Source organism: Desulfobacter sp., assembly GCA_028768545.1.
Taxonomy (GTDB): domain Bacteria; phylum Desulfobacterota; class Desulfobacteria; order Desulfobacterales; family Desulfobacteraceae; genus Desulfobacter.
Map to the genome: position 1 here is coordinate 1,733,985 of CP054838.1, position 21,180 is coordinate 1,755,164.

Here is a 21,180-nt window from a genome sequence, read left to right on the forward strand (position 1 = left end):
GCCAGGTTTCTTGCGTATTGGTATAAGAAGGCTTTAATATTAGCCGGGTCAATGGAAAAGGAAGGCACGTGAAACAAAGATCTAACGGGATGTTTTTGGTTCTTGAAGGGATAGACGGATCCGGAAAAACCACCCAGATTGACAAACTTGTCCGGGGATTAAAAAAAAGAGGGCGTGATGTCATTTCAACCTTTGAGCCCACAAACGGCCCCATTGGTTCTCTGATCCGGCAGATGCTTGCAGGAAAAATTCCCGTGGACCAGCGGACCATTGCCTCTCTTTTTGCAGCAGACAGAACCGATCATCTGGTCAATCCTGACACAGGCATTGCACAAATGGTGGATGAGGGCAAGACCATTGTCTGTGACCGGTATTATTTTTCTTCCTATGCCTACCATGCCCAGTATATTGACATGGACTGGGTGATCCAGGCAAACCGTCTGAATGCGGATATTTTACGGCCCCATGCCACCATTTTTATTGATGTGGATCCTGACGTTTGTCTTGAGCGCATTCAGTCGAGTAGGGAAAATCTTGAAATTTATGAAAAACTGGATATTATGAAGCAGGTCCGGGCCAATTATTTTAAGGCCTTTGACCGGTTAAAGGGTCAGGAAACCGTTATTGTCATTGACGGAAATCAAACCCCCGAAAAGGTGGAGCAAGCCATTTGGGAACAGGTCTGCCAATGGGTATAAGTATTGCGGGATGATGTATGAAAAAAATTTGTATTATAGACGGCCAGGGTGGCGGCATTGGCTCGGCTGTTATCAAGCGGCTCAAGGAACGGTTTGAAGAGACCATCGAGGTCATCGCTCTGGGCACCAATGCCATTGCCACGGCCCAGATGCTCAAAGCCCGCGCCAACAAGGGGGCTTCGGGCAGCAATGCCATCGTCCAGACCGTGAAAAGGGCAGATGTGATTGTCGGGCCTGTGGGGATCATCATGCCCCATGCCATGATGGGGGAGGTTACTCTGGAGATGGCCGAGGCCGTGTGCCAGTCCCCTGCCAGAAAAGTGCTATTGCCTTTGACCCAGGAAAATCTTACCATTGTCGGTGTGACAGGCGCTCCTCTGCCCCAGCTGGTGGACGAGCTTCTTGATACCCACCTGGCATTTATAGGTTATTAATTAATATTTAAAATCAGGAGTGCATTTATGTGTGAGGCCAATGCATATCTCGTTGAAAAAGACGGACAGGAATCATTGTTGATGGAAGCAGTGGACAAGGTAGAACCGGACGAAAACGGCATTCGGCTCCTCTCTATTTTTGGGGAGCAAAAATTTGTCAAAGGCCGGATCCATGCCCTGTCCCTGGTGGACCATAAGGTATTTATCAAGCCTGAATAAGGTTGTAAAAGCAAAAGGCAGGTATTGGAAAAATTTTTCCAATACCTGCCTTTTTTTATGCGGCTTGACCCGTCAGGGTTTTGCTCTAAGGGCTTACCAGCCGATGGTCAGATAGTCGTGCATGGAGTTGGTAGCAGCCCTGCCTGCGCCCATGGCAAGGATAACCGTGGCAGCACCGGTCACAATGTCGCCTCCGGCCCATACGGCTTTTTTAGATGTTTTGCCGGTAACAGAATCGGCAACAATATTGCCCCAGCGGTTCAGATCCAGATTGGGAGTGGTGTTGGTCAGAAGGGGATTGGCATTTGAGCCCACAGAGACCACCACAAGATCACAGTCAATTTTATATTCGCTGCCCTCAACGGGAATGGGGCGGCGGCGGCCTGAAGCATCGGGTTCGCCCAATTCCATTTTCAGGCATTCCATGCCGGTGAGCCGTCCGTTTTCATCTCCGAAAAACTGGGTGGGATTGGTGAGCAGGACAAATTCAATTTTTTCCTGTTCAGCATGGTGAAGCTCTTCTTCCCTGGCCGGCATTTCATCCCTGGATCTTCTGTATACCACCTTGACCGAATCCGCGCCCAGTCTCATGGCGGTTCTGGCAGAGTCCATGGCCACGTTGCCAGCGCCCAAGACCACAACATTTTTGCCCCTGGCAATGGGGGTGTCGTATTCGGGAAAGAGATAGCCTTTCATGAGGTTGGTCCGGGTCAGATATTCATTGGCTGAATAGATGCCGATGAAATTTTCACCGGGCAGGTTCATGAACCGGGGAAGTCCTGCGCCCACACCAATATAGGCCGCGTCATATCCCTCTTCAAAAAGTTCATCAATGGTCACTGAGGCCCCGACCACGGAGTTGCATTGGATGTCTGCACCCATTTTTTCCAGGGTGGCCACTTCAGAGGCCACTATTTCCTTGGGCAGACGGAATTCAGGGATACCGTATACCAATACCCCGCCGGGTTTGTGAAAGGCTTCGAAAATGGTCACATCGTGCCCTTTGAGCAATAGATCGCCTGCAACGGTAAGTCCTGATGGACCGGAACCGATAACCGCCACTTTTTTGCCGGTTTTTTCGGCCACCTCAGGAATTCCGCCTGCCCCGTTTTTACGTTCCCAGTCTGCGGCAAATCTTTCAAGGTAGCCAATGGCAACGGGCTGTCCTTTTTTACCCAGAATACATCTGCCTTCACATTGTTCTTCCTGGGGGCAGACACGTCCGCAGACGGCAGGAAGTGCATTCCTTTCCCAGAGTTTATTGGCAGCGCCTGAAAAATCACCCTCGGCAATGCATTTGATAAAGTCGGGGATGAGAACTGACACCGGGCAGCCGTCCATACAGGCCGGTTTTTTACATTGAAGGCATCTTTTTGCCTCACGTATTGCCATTTCTTCACTCAATCCAATGGGGACTTCCTGAAAATTTCTGCGTCTGATATTCGGGTCCTGTTCGGGCATGACCGCGCGATCGACTTTTTCTTTTTTACCAGCCATTTATTCCTCCATATCTCCGCTAGGCGCGTTATTATGCTTTGGATTTGTTGTATGCATCCATGGATGCTTTTTCATCATCAAGGTAGGATGCCAGCCGTTTGGCCAGCTCATCAAAATCAACCTTGTGGGCGTCGAATTCAGGGCCGTCCACGCAGGCAAATTTGGTTTCTCCGCCAACCGTGACCCTGCAGCAGCCGCACATGCCCGTGCCGTCCACCATAATGGGGTTGAGGCTGACCAATGTTTTTACATTTTTTTCCTTGGTGATAAGGCTGCAGAATTTCATCATGGGAATGGGGCCGATGGCCACAACCATGTCAATGTCATCCTTTTCAAGAACATCTTTTAATACATCCGTGACAAATCCGTGGTGGCCTTCTGAACCGTCATCGGTACAGATGTGGAAATGGGTGGAGGCGGCTCTCATTTTTTCTTCCATGATCAGCAGGTCGTAGCTTCTGGAACCCAAAATGGTCGTGACCTCATTTCCGGCTTCTTTCAGGGCCCGGGTAATGGGATGGAGAACGGCGATGCCCGTCCCTCCGCCTACGCAGACCACTTTTCCCAGGTTTTCAATATGGGTGGGTGCCCCAAGCGGGCCGATCAGGGCAAAATAATCTTTTCCCACTTTAAGGTCTTTAAACCGGGCGGTTGATTTTCCAATGACCATATAGATAATGGTGATGGTGCCTTTTTCAGGATCTGTGTCTGCCATGGTCAGGGGAATCCTCTCCCCTGTCTCGTCAGCCTGGAGAATCACAAACTGACCGGGTTTGGCTTTTCTGGATATGCGGGGTGCTTCTATTTCGTTGAGTATAATAGTCCCTTGGGCCATTTCCTCACGACGTATAAGTTTTGCCATTCCTTCCTCCTGTTTTCTATTTTGAGGACAGCCGTCCTTTAACCGGTGTTCGAAAACATCGATAATATTCAGATCCTTTTATAAAATCAAGTATAAAAGCTTGGTAGATTGGTTGAAAAACAGTTTTGTTTTTGTAAAGGAAACAAAAGAAGTTTTTTAATAACGATGTTCGCATGCAAAAACATATGGTTTTAAGCCCTGGGTCATTGTAAAAAGAGCTTGATTTTGATAGGTTTTCAGCCCATGGCGTGATTTTGATGAAACCAATTTAGGTGAGAAAATGAAAAAAAATATTTGCCTGGCGGCTATGGCCTGTATCCTGATCATATCCCAAGTTGCGGCCGGACCTGTTGATAAAAAAGTTGAGGTTTTGGAAAAATCCAAGCTCACCCGCCAGATTTCCTATGCCCTGGGGTATGATGTGTTTACCCATGTCAGCGGTCAGATTGACCTGGATATGGATGCCTTTATCAAGGGGGTTCAAGATGCCCACAAGAAAACCCCTGCCCTGACCGAGGCAGAAATGAAGCAGATGCTCATGACGTATCAAGGTCTTGCCCGTAAAGCCGCAGCAGAGGCGAGTGAAAAAATCAGGCAAAAACATTTGGCTGCCGGCGCTGTGTTCATGGAAGGAAACAAGCTTAAGCAAGGGGTGATCACGCTTTCTTCCGGGCTTCAGTATAAGGTGATCACCCAGGGCACGGGCCCTGTGCCGGCCCTTACGGATTCAGTTGAATGTCATTACAGGGGAACCTTTTTGGACGGGACCCAGTTTGATTCCTCCTATTCCAGGGGGCGGCCTGCAAGCTTTCAGGTGACCAAGGTCATCCCGGGATGGACCCGGGCCTTGACCCGGATGCCTGTGGGCTCTAAATGGGAGTTGTATGTGCCTGCTGATCTTGCCTATGGAGATAAAGGGGCCGGCCAGACCATCCAGCCCGGCCAGACCCTGGTTTTTCAAATCGAACTTCTAGGTATTCTGGACTGATTTTTTCTGGGCATCCACTCCGAATTTTTTTTTGTTTGAATTGAGGCGAAAGGCGGTGAGCAGCCCCTTGTCCTTGATGGTGTAAAAGACAAGCTGCCGCTTGTTCATGGAAAATGTTTTTGTCCCGTAGCGTTTGAGCTTGTCCTCATCAATTTCAAACCCCAGGCCCGGATCATGGGTGGGATAGAGCATGCCCCGGTCATGGAAAAAGGGTTTGCGTAAGATTCCGTCCCGTTTTTCAACGGTCCAGGAGGGAGGATTCAAAGGATATTCCAGGGGTTTGATTCCGTTAAATCCAGAGGCTAGAAGCACGTGGAGATTCACGGCAAACCCGATGCCGTTGGTCCAGGTGTGGGGGGTGAACTTAAGGTGGTGTTTTTTACAATGCTGCGCCACCTCAAGGGTATGGGAGATCCCCCCTGTCATGACGGCATCGGGCTGGAAAATATCATAACATTTTTTTTCAATCATGTATTTGAGTTCTGCCTTGCCGTTGGTGTGGATCTCTCCTCCGGTAATGGGAATCTTGCTGTATTGGGTCAGTTTGGCAAGATTGTCGTAGTCATCCATGGGAAGAGGCTCTTCTAACCAGGCCACCCCCATTTCCGCACAGGCGTCACTAAAATATTTGGCCCGGTCAAGGTCCCAGAGTGGGGCGTCATTGACAATGGTCACCCGCCATGCCTGGTTGGCATCCACCCCGATGGACATCTCTTCTCCTACCGCGTCCTTTACCGCCCTTACATGGTCAATGTCTGTGTTTACATCAAAATCATGGACCCTGATTTTAATGGTTTTAAACCCCTCTTGAAGCCTTTGCCTGGCTTCAAAAATTCTTGAATCCCTGTCCTTGATTTCCCCTGTGGAGGCGTATAGCGCCACAGGTTCATTTTTTCCGCCCAAAAGCTGGTATACGGGTTTGTTCGCCTTTTTTCCTTTGATATCCCAGAAGGCAGGCTCTATCCAGTTGGCCCTGACCCCGAGGTATCCCACCTCCCTCAGCCGCTGGAGCATGAGATCAATATCGGTGGCATCATGTCCGATCAGGTATGGGGCGATGAGATTGCCAATGCCGGCGCGTTCAGATGCAATGGCAGGTCCTGCGGCATATCCCTGGATCCCGTCGTCCGTGGTGATCCGGATCAGGTCAAACCGATTGTCCGTGGCAGGGTAGCCCGGAATCCAGCTGGGGTAAAAGGGCTTGTCCAGAGGAATTCTGACATGGAAGATCTCTACCTGGGATATGATGCTCATGGATTTATCCTTATGATGAAATAAAAAAATCAGGTAAAATAATGGTGCCCTGGCTCTGGGCGAGTTCTTTGAGCTGTTTTTTTTGTTCTGCCAGGATATCAAAAAGCTGTTCGGGGATATTAACTTCCTTGGCATAGGCGGCTTCCTGGAGCTCGATGCGCTGGATGATCTTTTCCGTATAGATGGAGAACTGTTTGTCATACAGGGCTTTGGGATATTCTTTGTCAATGATCTGGCTGAACAATCGTTTTAGATCCGGGTACATCGGCAGATTTCCAATGGGGGTACAAAGGGAGCCCATCTCGCCATGGGCATATCTTTCCAGCCACGCCAGCCATGCTTTGACATCTTTTTTCTCTCCGAGAAGCTGGTCTGTCTCGCCTCCCCTGGCCCGGTCCGTGAGAAAATAGTTGAGCCCGGCCATGACCGGCTTATTGTCGTCACTGATGTCGGGGTTGCCGAAAAATTTAAACTGGGCATCCATATAATCTCCCAGGGCACCCGGGATAAAGGGAGCATTGGCCCAGGGGGCGCGTTTGACACCGGTAACCCCGACTTCCGTGGCCGTGGCAGCCGATACAATACAGGCACCGATGACCACGCCCGCATCCGAGGTTTTGGCCACCCATACCGGGGGCATGGTGTCAGCATCCCTGCCCGAATAGGTAAACACGCGGGTGAGCACCCCTTTGGGATTGGCTGCCTCAGGGGAATAGTTGTCCAGTGAGGTGGAGGCCAAAGTGCACCTGGAATTGGGATGGGACATGGGGATGGGCTCGTTTTTGTCATTGGTTTTGCCCTTGTACCAGTCTCCTTGGAAGTTGACGCCCTTGTCCGGCTGGGGTTCGAGGTTGCCCACCCAATGGGGAACCTTGTTTTCGTCAATTAATACATTTGACCAGATAACCTCGTGTCCGGGTTTTCGCAATACTTTCATGAGAAGGGGATCCCCTTCCTGGTTGACATCCTCAACAATGCCGAAAATGCCGTTTTCAGGATTGACCGACCGGATGCTTCCGTCCCTGGCAATCCACATCTGGGCCAGGTCATCCCCTACAAATACATTGCCTGCCATGGCGGTTGTGGTTTTTCCGCATCCTGAGGGGGCCGCCCCTGCACACCAGGTGGTCCGCCCGTTGGGGCCGTGGATCCCGGTGATAAACATGTGTTCGGATAATTCTTTGCCCCTGTTGGCATACACGGCCTTGTCCACGGCAAAACGGTGGTTCCCTTTTTTCAACAGCAGGGTATTGCCGGCATAGGTGCAGTTGTAGGCATAGGTGGTCTGAAATTTTCTGTCCATGAACACCCTTGCCTTGGGCAGATCTTCGGTCCGGTTAAGCCCCTCTGAATGGACATTGGTGAAAAAATGACCCCGGTCTTCCACCTCCTGGTTAAAATCATCAAAGGCATTTCTGTACAAAAGTTCGGCACTGTGGGCCACATAGGCCGAAGAGGTGATTTCAAGGGCCGGGTTGGAAACCGGTGCCCCCACAGGGCCTCGGTTGTAAAATCCCACAACCATGGTCATGTCGGCCATGATATCTGTCATGGTGGATCCAATATCCTTTAGGGCATCTTCCCTTGTCATCCGGTTGGCCAGGGAGGAAACATGGTCTTGGGGATCGGCAATATAAAAGGTGCGGTCAACAATTCTGCCCTGTTCATCGGCTAGATCAAAGTGGATGGTATGGTTGTCCATGGACAAAGACCGCTCTTCTTTTTTTTCAAGGGCCAGGGTCTTAATAAAGGCCTTGTCTTCGGCCGAACCGGTATTAATATATACCCTTTTAGGATTGCACACTGAAATGGCATTGGCGATTCTCACCAGGACATCCGGGTGGTGGATTTTTGAAATTTTTTCTAGGTGGTCGTCTTCGAGTTTCAGTTTGAAAAGTTCAAGGGCTTGGGCAGGGGAATTAATTCTTCCAAGTTTGTTTAATACGTCCATTTTTATATCCAAGAATTATATATGTGAAAATTAACCTCAAATGGGTTGACAATAAAGTTTTCTTCTACCATTTAATTACTAAAAATCAAATGGAATCTTAATAAATAGTGAAAAAAAAATTTTTATTTTCGGGCGGGGAATTTGTATAAAAACAGATGCCTACATCTTACCAGGTCGAGTAAAAAAGGAAATGGGTTCATGAAAAAAACAATATTTGCAGATCTGCACAATCACACCCAGGCCTCTGACGGGGATTTTTCTTCAAAAGAGCTGATTCAAAGGGTAAAGCAAAAAGGCATTAAGGTTGTGGGGATCACGGATCATGATACCCTGGAAGGGCTTGAAAAAGCCGTGTCACAAGGTGATGCCGCCGGGGTTAAGGTATTGCCCGGGGTGGAAATATCTGTCCGGTTCAACCTTGATTTTTTTACCGGCACCCTCCATGTTCTGGCTTATTTTTCACCGTCAAGATTAAGGGATAAAAACTTTGTAAAAGAGTTTAAGGGCTTGCTGGAAAAGGGAAGGGGGGATGGTCTGGTCCGGGCCAGGATTGATAAAATCAATGGGGTGTTCGGACCCCACGGTAGTATTCCCACGCTTTTCAGGGATCTGGCCTTTGAAGATATCTCCCAATATTCTAAAAATGCCTCAAGACGGCATTTTGCCCTGGCCCTGGAAAAGGATCTGGGTATCCAAGACAAGGCCGCAGTCAACCAAATTATCGGTAATGCCAGTCCTGCCTACCTGCCTTCGGGAATAGACCTTGCCCAGGTGGCTCAATTTTTAAAATCAGCCCCAGTGGTGGGAGTGCTGGCCCATCCGGCAGCCGGCTCCTTTCCGGGAGAAGGCCATTACAAAGAGGTGCTTCCCCCTGTTGAAATTGTGCAGACCCTGCTGCCCGAACTTTTATCCGCCGGCATCCAGGGCCTTGAGGTCTTTTATCCCGGCCATACCAAAGCCCATATGGCCCTTGTTTTAGACTGGGCAGACAAACATCGCCTTTTGGTTACGGGCGGGTCTGACTGCCATGATGCCCAGGAGAGGCCCGTTGGGATCTGCGGAATTTCGGAGCCTGAATTTTTGCGGCTGAAACAGGCCATTGAAAGGGCGGATAAAAAATATGGGGGCCTTTAAAGGTTTGGGCCCTCTCTAATCCTTGTCTTTGGGTGCTGTTTTTTTCTGCAGTCAAATTATTATTCTTAAATGATTAGCGGTATCCTTTATTCAGCCGTGCTGAATTTATTGTGAATGACGGCCGTGACAAGGCAGAGAAGACAGACCCCTGAGGTGAGGCAGAATATGGCCGTGGAATCGGGCAGCAGCTTGATCACCGGCAGCAGCAGGGCATAGCAGATAAGGGTGGACAGGGCATAGGCAATGGAAAAATCCCTGGGGCGCATTCCCATTTTCCCGGTTATACCGCTGGCACTGGATTGTGCATGTTTGCCATCTGCTTCAGGCAGTTCCAACGCCCTGCTTTATAAAATGATCGCAGCATAATCATTTTTTCTGCATTCTCCCGATACCAAAAGATGCATGGACCTTTAAGACGTAAATTCACGACTCTCCGAATCGAACTTTCAATAGCACCGCTGCCAATAGGTAAGTTCAACGCTTTTACAGTTGAGAAATTAAGCCTCAGTTCATTGCGCACAAAATAATCCCGTTCCGTCTTGATAGCCTTACTGTTTCTGCCTCTACAAAGCTTCTGGACGGCCTGTACCACCTCAATCGCCTTTCCCTTCAGCAGAAGACCTCGCTGCTTCGATACCCAGCGTTTGCGTTCCTTGGATGACCAGGTCTTCCTTAAGCCTGCTACTGTACCCAGATGCTCAACTGCATGGTAGAAATCGAGAAGTTCATACACACGCTCAGGAGCCAAACCCAATGCTTTTAGCAGTCCGGGGATTCGATTCCAAATCCAATGTGCCCCATCTGCAACAAACAGTATTTTGTCTGAGTTCTGAATATGAAGGGAGTTCAAATAACCCTTTAACAAGTGGAATACACCATCCGGTCCATTGAAACAGCCATCAATAAATGGTGAAAAGCTTTTTTCTTGTTTTCCATGGGCGTCCACTACATAAATGATCAAAAGCTTGGGTTCTCGCCATGCCCCACGAAATCGGGTTCTATCCTTTTGGGTTTTTGGTCCCCTTTTCTTCTCTCTGAGCCGAGTGCGGCCACCATCAGTGCTGATAACGACTCGCCGCCCTTCAAGTAAATCTCTATCATTTAATGGGATTCGGCCCGCTTGTTGTTCGGCTCGAGCCCGCTCTGCGTACCGATAGGTCAGTTTACGGATGACCTTTATACCCAACGTCATCCCACGGTCACAAAGCACTTGACGGACTTCTTCAAAAGAACTTAATAAGGCTGACCAAGAACTCACCATAGAAGCCAAAGCAGGCGAGCAGCGATCATGGATTCCAAGAAGGATTAAGCCAGCGTATGCACCTTTATATCTTTTTCCTTTTCGGCGGTCACAGGACCTTCGATAGTATCGAACATGAATATCAACCGAACTATCTGTACAAAGCTGAATCCAAACTGTCTCAAGCCCTTCGCTTTTCATCCGTCCCGGCCAATTGGACATCAATTCTTTTTCTTGGTCGACCTGTTCAGAGGAATCTACTGAGGCCTGGATCTTTTTTTTAAAAAAAAGGCGCTTATCCGATTTGTATACTCAAGGATTTCCTGCTCCATCTGTTCTAATTCGTTAGCGTTACGAACCAAGCGATTTGGATCTTCTTCCAGTTTTTTGAGGCATGCAAGGACTTCATCAACAGTATTACAATCTTCAGCTTTCTTCATTAGCACAATCCATTTATGTTCATTTCAGCGTAACAGAGGATATCATTCTTTTTGCTCTAAAAGACAGGCCTTTTTAAAACCGGGAAAATAGGAATGCGCCCATGTGGAAGCCCACGGAAAAAATACCGGGCCAGAATGCCCCTTTTCTGAAATTTTCATGATTTGAAAGCCGGTCACAAAGATGGGCCGCTACCCTGGCGGCCATGGAAAATTTTTCTTGCTCAAACACGGCTTTTTTGACGGCATAGAGGCTGTCCGCGGTATTGGAGAATCCCATGAACTGAACCCCTGTGGCGTTATAAACGGCCCCGCCCTGTGTCAGGTCTTTTCCTTTTTCAAGGGGACCCTGGATCATGGCCGAACAAAAGGGGGAGGGCAGGATGCGGGCAATGGTTTTGTCCAGGCAGGTAATGCCACGGACCATCTGTTCGATATAGTGGGAGACCTGGGCGTCATAGGCCTCAAAGACCTGGTCAAAGGTTTGGAATTCGGCTGGATCCCCGGTCTCACGGCCGGACAGATATCCAAAGATATTGTCCACCCCGTTGCTCAGGGCAAATTCCAGGCATTTGACCGCGTTGAACTGGACGGTAAAGGTGGAGCCGAAGCTTTTGCCCTGGGCATTGGGTTCCAGGCAGCCCACCACCCCGTAATCCCGGGCATCTTCTATGGTGTGCCCGGCATTGACCAGGGTTCTGACAATGGTTTCATCATTGAAAAAGTGGAGCAGCACCCCGTTCTGGCAGTATTGAACCGCCTTGACAAAAAAGGGTTCCGGTGTGCTGGGGCTGAGGCGCACCCCGAAGTTGGGCTGGACCGTCCGAATATCGGCATAGGCATCCAGGACAATATAGCTCAATTCATTGGTGGCATCATTTCCAAAGATATCCACCCCGCCTGCGGTCACATTCTGGGTGGTCTTGCCTTCGGTGCCTTCTCCGCCAGGAATATAGGCTTCTTCCAATACGTTTCAGATTTCATTCACCTTTAAAAATAAAAGAGAAACAAGGGGCTGGGCCCTTTTTTTCGTGATCCTGCCGCTGGCAATGTCTGCCTTGTAATAGGGAAAGAGGATCTGGTCAATACGGCCCAGGGAAATGGAGTTGCCTCCGGTCTCAATCTGGGCGACAAGGTGGATGAAATAGACCGCCTGGATCGCCTCGTGAAAGATTGTCGCCGGTGATCTGGGCACTTTTTTACAGATCCGGGCAATCTGTTCAAGTTCTTGTTTCCTGTCCGGATCGGATTCCTTTTGGGCCAGGTCTTGGGCGGATTCGGCATAGCGTTCGGCAAAGGCGATCACGGCATTTAAAGAGGTGATCACACTTTGGTAAAAAAGGGCTTTTTCCCCTTTTTTTTCTTCTGGCGCCAGTTGGTCCAGCCGGGCGCAAGTTTTTTGGATGATCCAATCAAGGCCTCGGGAGAGCACCGGGGTGTGGTCCATGGTAAAATGCCCTATGCCGTAGGTGATCTCCAGCATAAAGGTGAAAATATATTTGTCCATATCTTCGGCCACATCCAAGGCAAGATCTTTTTCAAAGCAATCTTCAACGGATCGTCCCTTCCAAAAGGGGAGAATCTAAGGGCGTTCAAAATTCTGTGTCAGTTGAATGAAAGCTGATATACTCAGCTAAATAAGGAGAACTGACATGACCGAAGAAAACACCGAATTTGATTTTCAAAAAGCCCTTAAAGGCATCCAGGAAGGTAAACCCTTCACAGGTAAGGGCGGCGTCCTTACATCATTAATCAAAAATCTTGCTGAAGCTGCTCTTGAAGGAGAGTTGGAGTCCCATCTCGGGCAGGAAGTTTCTGCCAACCGCCGTAATGGAAAAAGCAAAAAGACCATTAAATCCCTGGATGATAAATTTGAGCTAAAAACCCCGCGTGACAGGGCCGGAACCTTCTCTCCACAGATCGTCAAAAAACATCAGACAACGCTCAGCGATGAAATTGAAAGAAAGATAATAGCCCTTTACGGCCTGGGCATGAGTTATAATGATATGGCTTCCCATTTACAGGAAATCTATGGACTTGAGATTTCAAATGCCACTCTGAGCACCATTACCGATAAAATCATTCATACCGTCAAAGAATGGCAGGCCAGGCCGTTGGAAAATGTGTACCCAATCGTATGGCTTGATGCCATACATTATAAAGTACGAGAAAACGGAAAGGTCGGCAGCAAAGCCGTTTACACAATTCTTGGGGTGAATATCGAGGGCCGCAAAGAGGTTCTTGGGCTGTACATATCCGAGAATGAGGGTGCGAACTTCTGGCTGCAGGTGTTAACAGACCTTTCAAACCGAGGGGTAAAAGATATCCTGATTGCCTGTGTTGATGGTCTAAAAGGTTTTCCCGAGGCCATTGAGACCATATTCCCGGACACAGAAGTTCAAGTCTGCGTAGTCCACCAGATCCGAAATTCATTGAAATACGTTGGTTCCAAAAATAAAAAGGAATTTATGGCAGATCTAAAACGTGTTTATAAAGCGGTCAATAAGGATCTGGCCGAAGAAGAACTGGATATCTTGGAAAATAAATGGAATGACAAATACCCGATTGTGATAAAATCCTGGCGGAACAACTGGGAACCCCTCAGTCATTTCTTTAAATATCCAGAAGAGATTCGACGGATAATATACACCACAAATACCATTGAGGCTGTGCATCGACAGTTTCGAAAACTGACCAAAACAAAGGGATCATTCCCGAACCAGGACAGCCTGTTAAAGCTGCTTTACATGGGGATCCAGAACGCCAGTAAAAAATGGACAATGCCGATTCAAAATTGGTCACTGACAATTTCCCAGTTGGCAATTTTCTTTGAAGGCCGGCTGGATAAAGAGCTGGGAATTTGATAGGGATTTATTTACAGATGGAAAAGATGGTTCCAGGAACTCCACTCCAGCAAAAGTCAACTCCTCCGACGTGGCTGATTGAAGGCCCATTCTCGGACCTGACTTTTACTTCCGCTGGCGCTGAGGCAGATCCGGGAACCGAAACCGTGACACAGAATTCTGAACATTCCCGAGAATCTTGGTTTTCAGTTCCTCTTTTTCCGCTTCGGATATCAGGGCCCGCTGGATCTGGCGTTTGTCAAAATTGTCCACATCCCCTTCAATCCAGCGGCTCTTGTTTTCGGGAAACAGGGGCGCGCCTTTCAGTTTGCTGGTCCTGCAGCCCACCACCAGCTCATCTTCCCGGATAATGACCTGGATATTGTTTAACACATTGGCCAGACCCAGGCTTATCCGGGTCAAGGGATGGGCATCCCAATGGGTTTCCATGGCCTGGGTCATATACCTTGCCCGCTCCACACAGACTTGCTGGGGGGCATCCAGTATCCGCTGGCGGATCCTGGCCACTCTTGCCGTGTCCGATAAGACAGATGAAATTTTCATATGATCTGCGCCTTTTGGCCCGGGTTTTGCCCGGGCAGTGAAATGAGTTTAATCCAAAATGAGCGCCCCTGCTATTTGATTTTCATATGGCTGAGCAGGATATGATTTCTGACGGACCTGGGCAGTATCATGTTTAAAAACAGGAAAAAACGGCTCATGAAATCCACCTGGTTGTGGAACTTAAGATTTTTTGTTTTCGCGCATGGCCGGGATAAAGGCCTGGAACACGGCTGCCGTTCCCATAACATTGATTTCAATGCACTGGGCTGCCTTGGCAAGATCGGTTTCCTCAAACGGCCCGAAAAATCCAATGCCGATATTGGAGAGCACGATATCCACCCGGTTGTATTTTTCCATGACCCGGTCCCTGAATGCCAGGATTTTATCCCGGTCCAGAATGTTGATGGGTTCAAGGAGGTGGTCCCCGCCAATGGCGGTCAGCTCTTTTGAAAGGGAGTCAAGATCTGCCTGGTTCATGTCAAATCCTGCAATGGTATCTCCGGATTGGGCCAGCATTTTTGCCACCTGCCTGCCCATGCCCTGGGCCAGACCTGTTATGACGACAACCTGATTCATTTGTGCCTCCTTTTTATAACGGTGCCGGGCGAAAAGGACGGCGCCCCATGCACCTTATGTTTGCAGATCAATTATGCTTTTTGTACGCCTCCCCCAGTTCTGTCATGGATGCTTCAAAATCCGGGTAGGTCAGCTTGAACCCGGTCTCTTTTAATTTAGTATTGTTGACCCGGTAATCCCGGTCCAGGTATTTGACGGCCTCATATTCAAGCTCGGGAATTTGATTTTTGAATCCTGAGATGATCCCGTCTGCCCGGGCCGCTGCCCGCACCAGCCAAAGGGGGAGCCTGAGTTTCGGAGGAGATGATCCAAATGTCTGCGCGGCCAGGGTCAGGGCCCTTCCCAGGGTGGGGCTGGAATCATCGCAGATGTTGAACACCTGGCCTGAACTCTCTTTTTTTTCAGACAGAAAATAAAGGGCCGCAGCCACATCTTCTGCCCTTACGTTGGCCAGCACCTGTTGGCCTGTGCCCGGGATGGCCGATATGGACGTGGCCCTGGAAAATGCCTTGCCGGCCCCGTCCGTGCACCTGGGCCCATATACGGTGTAGGGTCTTACGATGATGGCAAAAAGACCTTGTTCCATCCGTTTGAAAATCACATTCTCCCCGTCCCGCTTGCTTTTTCCGTAATCGTTTTCAGGGTGCCGTTCATGGGTTTCCAAAAAGGGGATGCCGGTATAATACCCGTAAACCGAGGTTGAGGTCACATGGATAAATTGTTTGACCCCCTTTTTCAGGGCCAGACCGGTAATGGCTTCCACTCCCTGTACGTTGACCGGGGCCAGTTGCTTATAAGGGGTTGAAAAATTGCAGATGGCACCCAGGTGAAAGACGCGGTCAACCTTTCCGTCAAACAAAGGCTCAAGAGTGGCAGGATCTGAAAGATCTGCTGCCATATATTCCACGCCTAAATTTTCAAAAAAGGAAAGGTCTTTTCTGGGCCGGGCCGTTGCCCTGACCCGGACGCCCCGGCTTACCAGATATTCCACCACATGGCTGCCCATAAAGCCTGCAGCCCCGGTCACAAGGGAGATCCCCGAATCTGTCCTTTTTTTTTGCCTTTCATCGCTTTTGTTCGCTGATTTTTTTCCGGGTTGATTTGAGCCAGCCCAGAAACATGAGATTCATCTCAATGCCCAGTTCAGCCACCTGAGTGACATAGATATCTTTTGACTGCCATTTTTTCTGGTTTTGCCTGCGGGACTCCAGCTGTTTTTCATAGGAGAGAATCTGCTCGTCAATAAGTTCCAGCGCTCTTTTTGAGTTGCCAAACCCCAAAAAGACAAACCGCATCAAAAAAGGGTCCCGAAGCAGCATGCTTTTTTCAGGGGAGGCTGCAAGCCATTCTTGAAAGGCCTCTTTTCCCGCCCGGGTCAGGGTGTACAATTTTTTAGGCGGTCCTTTTTGCCCGTTCTGTACGGCCTTGCCCATGGAGACCAGCCCTTCTTGTTCCAGTTTTTTTAAATTGGGGTAGATCTGCCCGAAGTTCACGGACCACATATGGCCGAAATTTTGTTCAATATGTTCTTTGATGCGGTATCCGTGCATATCCTCGTAGTGCAGCAGGCCGAGAATGGAATATTTTAATGACATGGTATCTTCTCCGATGACGTCTTAGGCTATGTATAATTTTAATATATAGAAAGTATATATTGCAGGAAATCTGGTAGGTCAAGCAAAAAGATTAAATTTTCGGATAATGATAACTTGATTTTGCAATCACCCCCACTTGACATGGGGATGAAATGGCAAGTATGATTGCCCGCACATTAAAATAGACGGTATTTAAAAATATGGAGCTATAAAATATGTCTGCTCATGATCATTCTGCCTAGGGCCTCGTAAAATGGTTTCAAGCTCTTGAGATAAAGCAAAAGTTCACCCTTATATTCTGGATTTTGGTCTGCATGTTTACCTTGGTCTGCCTGGCCGGCTTGAGCCTGAATATCGGTTCTTCCTGGCTGGTTTTTTTAATCATCTGGGTATTGACCTGTCTTATCATTCGGGCGCTTTTGGTCTTTGCCGGTAATCAGATCGCTTTGGACATGGAAAATTTAAACACGGTTTCGGCCAGGATTGCCAAGGGAGATCTGAGGCTCGTACAAGGGGCTGATGTAAAAGATCCGGTTTTGAGCAGGGTTGTTTCAGATCTTGAGAATATCAGCCAGCTTATGACCCAGGCCGTGACCCTGGTTGACCAGAGCAGCCGCCAGCTTGTTCTCTCTTCAAGCCATGTGGATTCCATTTCCCTTGAGATATCCCAGGCCAACACAAAAGAGAGGGAAACTAGCGAACAGGTGATCCAGGCCACAGAACAGCTTCAAAATATTTCAAAGACGGTGGCAGAACATGTGGACAAGACGATGGTCACCGTGGGCCAGGCCCGGGAAAATGCCCTTGAAGGATTTACCATTGTCAGCCAGAACATTAATGACCTGGCAGATACGGGCACTAGTGTCCACAAGACAGCCCAGGAGATGGTGGCTTTAAAAAATATTATCGGAAGGATTCAGTCCATTGCCGGAACCATCCGGGATATTGCCGACCAGACCAACCTTTTGGGGCTCAATGCCAGGATTGAATCGGCAAGGGCAGGGGAGGCGGGCAAAGGCTTTGCCGTTGTGGCCAACGAGATTGTCGATCTTGCAGGGCAGACAGAAACCGAAACAGGCGGCATCGGCCAGGTGATCTCTCAGGTGATCGGCCAGGTGGATCAGTCCGTGGATTCCATGGAACAGGTGGTGACCAAGGTTAAAAATTCCCAGGACCAGTTCCAAACCTCGGTAGAGGCATTTGGATTAATAAAGGAAGATGTGGAGCGGACCATTGAAAATGCAGAGCATATCCAAGCCTATAATAAGGATCAGGCGGACCAGCTTACGCTTTTGCATGAACGTCTCAATGCCCTTTTAGAGGTCTTTGCCGTGAGTATCCAAAAATCAGCCTCCACATCCATGGTGGCCCGGGATCTTGTGGAGACATCTGAAAAACTCAACCAGATGATTGACCAATTTAAACTGGACCCGCCCAAGCCCCCCCAGCGCTCGGACAGGGAATTGCGGCGGGAGCCCCGGATTAAAAATCATCTTAAGGTGAGCATGTACCAAGACAACCGTGTGGTTGAAGGGTTTACAGATAATTTGAGCATGACAGGTCTCATGGTCAAGTGCGGGGAAGCCCTTGACCGGGACAGGGATATCCGGGTGGTGATGCAGCTGCCCCGGGAGATTTTTAATATGGAAAAAGATCAGCTTGAAATGACGGCTGTGGTGCTTCGGGAAAATCAGAAAAACCATGATTTTTATTTTGGGATGCAGTTTGTCAATATGACAGCTTCGGTACACAAAGATCTTTCTCGGGTCTTTGAATATTTTCAAAAATCTGTTGAATATGCATAATACCAAAATCCATTGTCTTTTTTTATAACCGGCGATATTGGGGCCTGGCCGCAAGCTGTTTCATCACAGGGCTATGGCGTATAAATTTGGGTTTTGATCCGGCAGGCGCAGGTTCTTTGATTGACAAATTCGTTAAAAATATATAATAATTTCGTCCTTTTATAACAGGGCTGACTGCTCTTTTTTTAATGGGGAGAACCCGTGGGTATTGTTGATAAAAAAAATCTGGAAGACGAGAAAAAAATATTAGAGGCGGTCCAAGGCTGTATTCCTTTGCTGGAAATGCTTGCAGAGTGTTCGGAAATTCTGGCAGCTCTGCCTGAGGATCAGCGAATTGCGTTGATCCGGGCGTCCGGGCGGATATCCAGGCCAAGCAAGCAGGAGATCAAAAAGAGAAATAAGGAAAAAAAGCGGCAAAAACGCTTGGCCATAGTGGAAAAAGAACGGCGGTTAAGGGCAAAAACCGGAATCAGAAAGGCCAGAACCAAGACGGTCTTTACTGCCCCAGGGCAGATTGCCTATTCAGGCCAGGCAAGCCCCGGTGAAAATCAAAAACTTGAAACACCGCGCAATTGCTACGTGTGCAAGGCAGAGTTTAAAACCCTTCATCATTTTTACGACACCATGTGCCCGGAATGTGCTGAGTTCAACTATCAGAAACGGTTCCAGACCGCGTCTTTAAAGGGGCAGGTGGCCCTGATCACAGGATCCAGGCTCAAGATCGGCTACCAGGCCACCTTGATGATGCTCAAAGCAGGCGCCCGGGTGATCGCCTCCACCCGGTTTCCCAAGGATTCTGCCCTGAGGTTTGCCCGGGAACCGGATTTCGGTGACTGGGGCCACAGGCTCCAGATCTACGGGCTTGATCTTCGCCATACCCCCAGTGTGGAGCTGTTTTGCGATTATATAGAACAGACCTACGGGCAGATGGATATCCTGATCAACAATGCGGCCCAGACCGTCAGACGTCCCCCTGGATTTTATGCCTACCTCATGGAAAATGAGGGGAAGAAGACCGGGCAGCTGCCCGCAAAGGCCAGGGGGCTTTTAGACCATTACGCCTCGTGCATTTCAGACCTGGGACCGGGTACAGGTCAAAAGGCGCTGCCCGTGACCTGGGACGGCAGGACCCCCGGGATCGGGCTGAGCAGTTCGGCCATGCTTTCCCAGATCCCCTATGCCTATGATCACTCTCTGGATTTGCCCCAAGTATTTCCCACGGCAAAACTGGATGCCGATCTTCAGCAGGTGGATCTTCGCAAGACCAACTCCTGGCGCCTGAGATTAGGAGAGATCCAGACCGCTGAAATGCTGGAGATTCAGCTGGTCAATGCCGTGGCGCCCTTTGTCCTGTGCAACCGCATGGCCGAGTTGATGAAAAAAGAGATGACCGGGCAAAAGCATATTGTCAATGTTTCAGCCATGGAGGGCAAGTTTCTGAGGTTCAAGAAAGGCAGCCGCCATCCCCATACCAATATGGCCAAGGCCGCCTTGAACATGCTGACCCATACCTCGGCCAGCGACCTTGCCAAATACGGGATTTACATGAATGCCGTGGACACGGGCTGGGTCACGGATGAGGACCCGGCGGTGCTTGCCGATCAAAAAAGAAAAATTCATGATTTTCAGCCCCCCTTAGATATTGTGGACGGGGCGGCCAGGGTCTGTGATCCTTTTTTCCACGGCATTCGCACAGGCGAGCATTGGTGCGGTAAATTTTTAAAGGATTATTTTCCCATTGACTGGTAGGTCCTGGTTAATTCAGCCGTTTTTTTAAACTGCCGGGTTTGAGAAAAAAGGACAGGGGCCTTTTAAGGGCAAAAGTCAATTTTGACTTGTCCCTGGCCTGACTCCACCCGGGCAAAGGATTCTGTTGTTTGACTGATGATTTTTCCCTTGCGGATAACAAAAAGTCTGACAGGTCTCAGCCGGATGGCCTCAAGCTTGGATCTGGCCTGGAGGATGATCATGTCTGCATTACAGCCTTTTTTCATCCCGTATCCCTCAAGGTTCAAGGTTCGGGCCCCGTTCAAGGTTACGGCGTCAAACAACGATTCCTGCTGGCCAATTCCGGTCATGTGAAGGGCATGGGCCCCCATGTGGGCGGCATCCAGCATATCGTGGGTCCCCATGGGATACCAGTGATCCATGACATCATCATGTCCCAGGGAGACGTTGATTTTATTGGCCATGAGTTCTGGCACCCGGGCAAGTCCCCTTCGTTTGGGGTAGGTGTCCTGGCGGCCCTGGAGGTTCATGTTGACCAGGGGGTTGCAGATGCAGGAAATCTTAGCCTGGGCCATGAGGGGCAACAGCTTGGTCACATAATAGTTGTCCATGGAATGCATGGAGGTGAGATGGGAGCCTGCCACCCGGCCTTCCATGCCCAGACGAATGGTTTCAAAGGCCAGATCTTCAATGTGGCGGGAGAGAGGATCGTCTGATTCGTCACAATGCATATCCACCATCATTCTCCTTTGTTCTGCCAGTTCGCACAATAGCCGGACGGATTTTCGGCCAAGCGCCATGGTCGGTTCAAAATGGGGGATCCCCCCGACGAGATCCAGGCCTTTGTCCAAAGCCCTGACCAAATTGTTCATCCCCTCTTTGTGTCTCATCACCCCGTTTTGGGGAAAGGCCACCAGCTGGAGATCCACCAGGGGGGCCATTTCTTTTTTCAGTTCAACAAGGGCTTCTACCGCCATGAGCGAAGGATCCGAGGTGTCCACATGGCTGCGGACGGCAAGGTTGCCCTTGGCAATGGACCAGAAGAGCAGTTTTTTTGCCCGGGCCTTGATCTCTTCAAAGGTGAGGTCAGGTTTGAGTTCTGACCAGATCTGAATGCCTTCCAGCAGGGTGCCGCTGAGGTTGAACCTGGGTTTTCCCATGGTCAGGCTGGTATCCAGGTGGACATGGCTGTCCACAAAGGGGGGGCTTACCAGGTATCCTCTGGCATCAATGGTTTCTAAGGCTTCTCCTTGAATATGAAGACAAAGTTCCGTGATTTTGCCTTGGCTGCACCCGATCTGCATCAGGTCTTTGTGCCCGTGTATGCGAGCATTTTTTATTTTTAAATCCAGCAT

The 21,180-nt window shown here is 49.3% G+C and carries 22 protein-coding genes; 8 read left to right on the forward strand and 14 right to left on the reverse strand.

Features of this window, described 5'->3' with window-relative positions; translation table 11 throughout:
- Window positions 1-89: 89 nt before the first annotated feature.
- Genes tmk through HUN05_08365 form a run of 3 tightly spaced genes read left to right on the forward strand, consistent with a single transcriptional unit; the run spans window position 90 to window position 1,351 of the window.
- A complete protein-coding gene (tmk, locus tag HUN05_08355; GenBank protein ID WDP87980.1) occupies window positions 90-698 on the forward strand; it encodes a dTMP kinase in 609 nt (202 codons plus the stop codon).
- A gap of 17 nt (window positions 699-715) precedes the next feature.
- Entirely contained in the window at window positions 716-1,132 is a 417-nt protein-coding gene (locus HUN05_08360; protein WDP85147.1) for a DUF3842 family protein, read from the forward strand.
- Window positions 1,133-1,159: 27 nt separating this feature from the next.
- Complete coding sequence (locus HUN05_08365; GenBank protein WDP85148.1) at window positions 1,160-1,351, forward strand: CooT family nickel-binding protein; 192 nt, start codon at window positions 1,160-1,162, stop codon at window positions 1,349-1,351.
- A gap of 93 nt (window positions 1,352-1,444) precedes the next feature.
- On the opposite strand, the gene gltA is transcribed toward HUN05_08365, so the two are convergent.
- Together gltA and HUN05_08375 are read right to left on the reverse strand one after the other, a co-directional pair.
- Window positions 1,445-2,848 (reverse strand): NADPH-dependent glutamate synthase, encoded by a 1,404-nt coding sequence (gltA, locus tag HUN05_08370; GenBank protein ID WDP85149.1) that lies wholly within the window; start codon window positions 2,846-2,848, stop codon window positions 1,445-1,447.
- 31 nt (window positions 2,849-2,879) lie between these two features.
- Window positions 2,880-3,710, reverse strand: coding sequence for a sulfide/dihydroorotate dehydrogenase-like FAD/NAD-binding protein (locus HUN05_08375; protein ID WDP85150.1), 831 nt, complete (start codon window positions 3,708-3,710; stop codon window positions 2,880-2,882).
- A gap of 307 nt (window positions 3,711-4,017) precedes the next feature.
- On the opposite strand from HUN05_08375, the gene HUN05_08380 reads away from it, so the two are divergent.
- Window positions 4,018-4,698 (forward strand): FKBP-type peptidyl-prolyl cis-trans isomerase, encoded by a 681-nt coding sequence (locus HUN05_08380; GenBank protein WDP87981.1) that lies wholly within the window; start codon window positions 4,018-4,020, stop codon window positions 4,696-4,698.
- Here HUN05_08380 and HUN05_08385 read toward each other — a convergent pair.
- Together HUN05_08385 and HUN05_08390 are read right to left on the reverse strand one after the other, a co-directional pair.
- Window positions 4,681-5,952 carry a mandelate racemase/muconate lactonizing enzyme family protein gene (locus tag HUN05_08385; GenBank protein WDP85151.1) on the reverse strand — a complete coding sequence of 424 codons (1,272 nt, stop codon included), beginning with the start codon at window positions 5,950-5,952 and terminating at the stop codon, window positions 4,681-4,683. The genes HUN05_08380 and HUN05_08385 overlap by 18 nt on opposite strands.
- A gap of 10 nt (window positions 5,953-5,962) precedes the next feature.
- Entirely contained in the window at window positions 5,963-7,903 is a 1,941-nt protein-coding gene (locus HUN05_08390; protein ID WDP85152.1) for a phosphoenolpyruvate carboxykinase (GTP), read from the reverse strand.
- 198 nt (window positions 7,904-8,101) lie between these two features.
- Between HUN05_08390 and HUN05_08395 the strand changes: the two genes are divergently transcribed.
- The gene (locus HUN05_08395) at window positions 8,102-9,037 is read left to right on the forward strand and encodes a PHP domain-containing protein (GenBank protein WDP85153.1); all 936 of its coding nucleotides are present in this window, start codon (window positions 8,102-8,104) and stop codon (window positions 9,035-9,037) included.
- 86 nt (window positions 9,038-9,123) lie between these two features.
- Here the strand turns inward: HUN05_08395 and HUN05_08400 are convergent, their stop codons facing one another.
- The 5 genes from HUN05_08400 to HUN05_08420 all read right to left on the reverse strand — a co-directional run bounded on the left by HUN05_08400 (window position 9,124) and on the right by HUN05_08420 (window position 12,296).
- Window positions 9,124-9,303, reverse strand: coding sequence for a hypothetical protein (locus HUN05_08400; protein WDP85154.1), 180 nt, complete (start codon window positions 9,301-9,303; stop codon window positions 9,124-9,126).
- 14 nt (window positions 9,304-9,317) lie between these two features.
- Window positions 9,318-10,478, reverse strand: coding sequence for a hypothetical protein (locus tag HUN05_08405; GenBank protein ID WDP85155.1), 1,161 nt, complete (start codon window positions 10,476-10,478; stop codon window positions 9,318-9,320).
- Between the two features lie 56 nt (window positions 10,479-10,534).
- Window positions 10,535-10,717, reverse strand: a complete 183-nt coding sequence (locus HUN05_08410; GenBank protein WDP85156.1) for a hypothetical protein — start codon at window positions 10,715-10,717, stop codon at window positions 10,535-10,537.
- Between the two features lie 73 nt (window positions 10,718-10,790).
- Window positions 10,791-11,681 (reverse strand): hypothetical protein, encoded by an 891-nt coding sequence (locus HUN05_08415; protein ID WDP85157.1) that lies wholly within the window; start codon window positions 11,679-11,681, stop codon window positions 10,791-10,793.
- A 6-nt stretch (window positions 11,682-11,687) separates the two neighbouring features.
- A complete protein-coding gene (locus HUN05_08420) occupies window positions 11,688-12,296 on the reverse strand; it encodes a hypothetical protein (protein WDP87982.1) in 609 nt (202 codons plus the stop codon).
- Between the two features lie 70 nt (window positions 12,297-12,366).
- Here HUN05_08420 and HUN05_08425 point away from each other — a divergent pair, with 70 nt between their 5' ends.
- Window positions 12,367-13,578 carry an IS256 family transposase gene (locus HUN05_08425; GenBank protein ID WDP85158.1) on the forward strand — a complete coding sequence of 404 codons (1,212 nt, stop codon included), beginning with the start codon at window positions 12,367-12,369 and terminating at the stop codon, window positions 13,576-13,578.
- 105 nt (window positions 13,579-13,683) lie between these two features.
- Here HUN05_08425 and HUN05_08430 read toward each other — a convergent pair whose 3' ends face one another.
- The 4 genes from HUN05_08430 to HUN05_08445 all read right to left on the reverse strand — a co-directional run bounded on the left by HUN05_08430 (window position 13,684) and on the right by HUN05_08445 (window position 16,292).
- Window positions 13,684-14,121 (reverse strand): hypothetical protein, encoded by a 438-nt coding sequence (locus tag HUN05_08430; GenBank protein WDP85159.1) that lies wholly within the window; start codon window positions 14,119-14,121, stop codon window positions 13,684-13,686.
- Window positions 14,122-14,301: 180 nt separating this feature from the next.
- Window positions 14,302-14,697: an SDR family NAD(P)-dependent oxidoreductase gene (locus HUN05_08435; GenBank protein WDP85160.1), complete on the reverse strand. Its 396-nt coding sequence runs from the start codon at window positions 14,695-14,697 to the stop codon at window positions 14,302-14,304.
- 67 nt (window positions 14,698-14,764) lie between these two features.
- Window positions 14,765-15,703, reverse strand: coding sequence for an NAD-dependent epimerase/dehydratase family protein (locus tag HUN05_08440; GenBank protein ID WDP87983.1), 939 nt, complete (start codon window positions 15,701-15,703; stop codon window positions 14,765-14,767).
- A gap of 58 nt (window positions 15,704-15,761) precedes the next feature.
- Window positions 15,762-16,292 carry a PadR family transcriptional regulator gene (locus HUN05_08445; GenBank protein WDP85161.1) on the reverse strand — a complete coding sequence of 177 codons (531 nt, stop codon included), beginning with the start codon at window positions 16,290-16,292 and terminating at the stop codon, window positions 15,762-15,764.
- 314 nt (window positions 16,293-16,606) lie between these two features.
- On the opposite strand from HUN05_08445, the gene HUN05_08450 reads away from it, so the two are divergent.
- Both HUN05_08450 and HUN05_08455 read left to right on the forward strand, forming a co-directional pair.
- The gene (locus HUN05_08450) at window positions 16,607-18,097 is read left to right on the forward strand and encodes a methyl-accepting chemotaxis protein (GenBank protein ID WDP85162.1); all 1,491 of its coding nucleotides are present in this window, start codon (window positions 16,607-16,609) and stop codon (window positions 18,095-18,097) included.
- 282 nt (window positions 18,098-18,379) lie between these two features.
- Complete coding sequence (locus HUN05_08455) at window positions 18,380-19,846, forward strand: SDR family oxidoreductase (GenBank protein ID WDP87984.1); 1,467 nt, start codon at window positions 18,380-18,382, stop codon at window positions 19,844-19,846.
- 62 nt (window positions 19,847-19,908) lie between these two features.
- Here the strand turns inward: HUN05_08455 and HUN05_08460 are convergent, their stop codons facing one another.
- Entirely contained in the window at window positions 19,909-21,180 is a 1,272-nt protein-coding gene (locus tag HUN05_08460; GenBank protein WDP85163.1) for an amidohydrolase family protein, read from the reverse strand.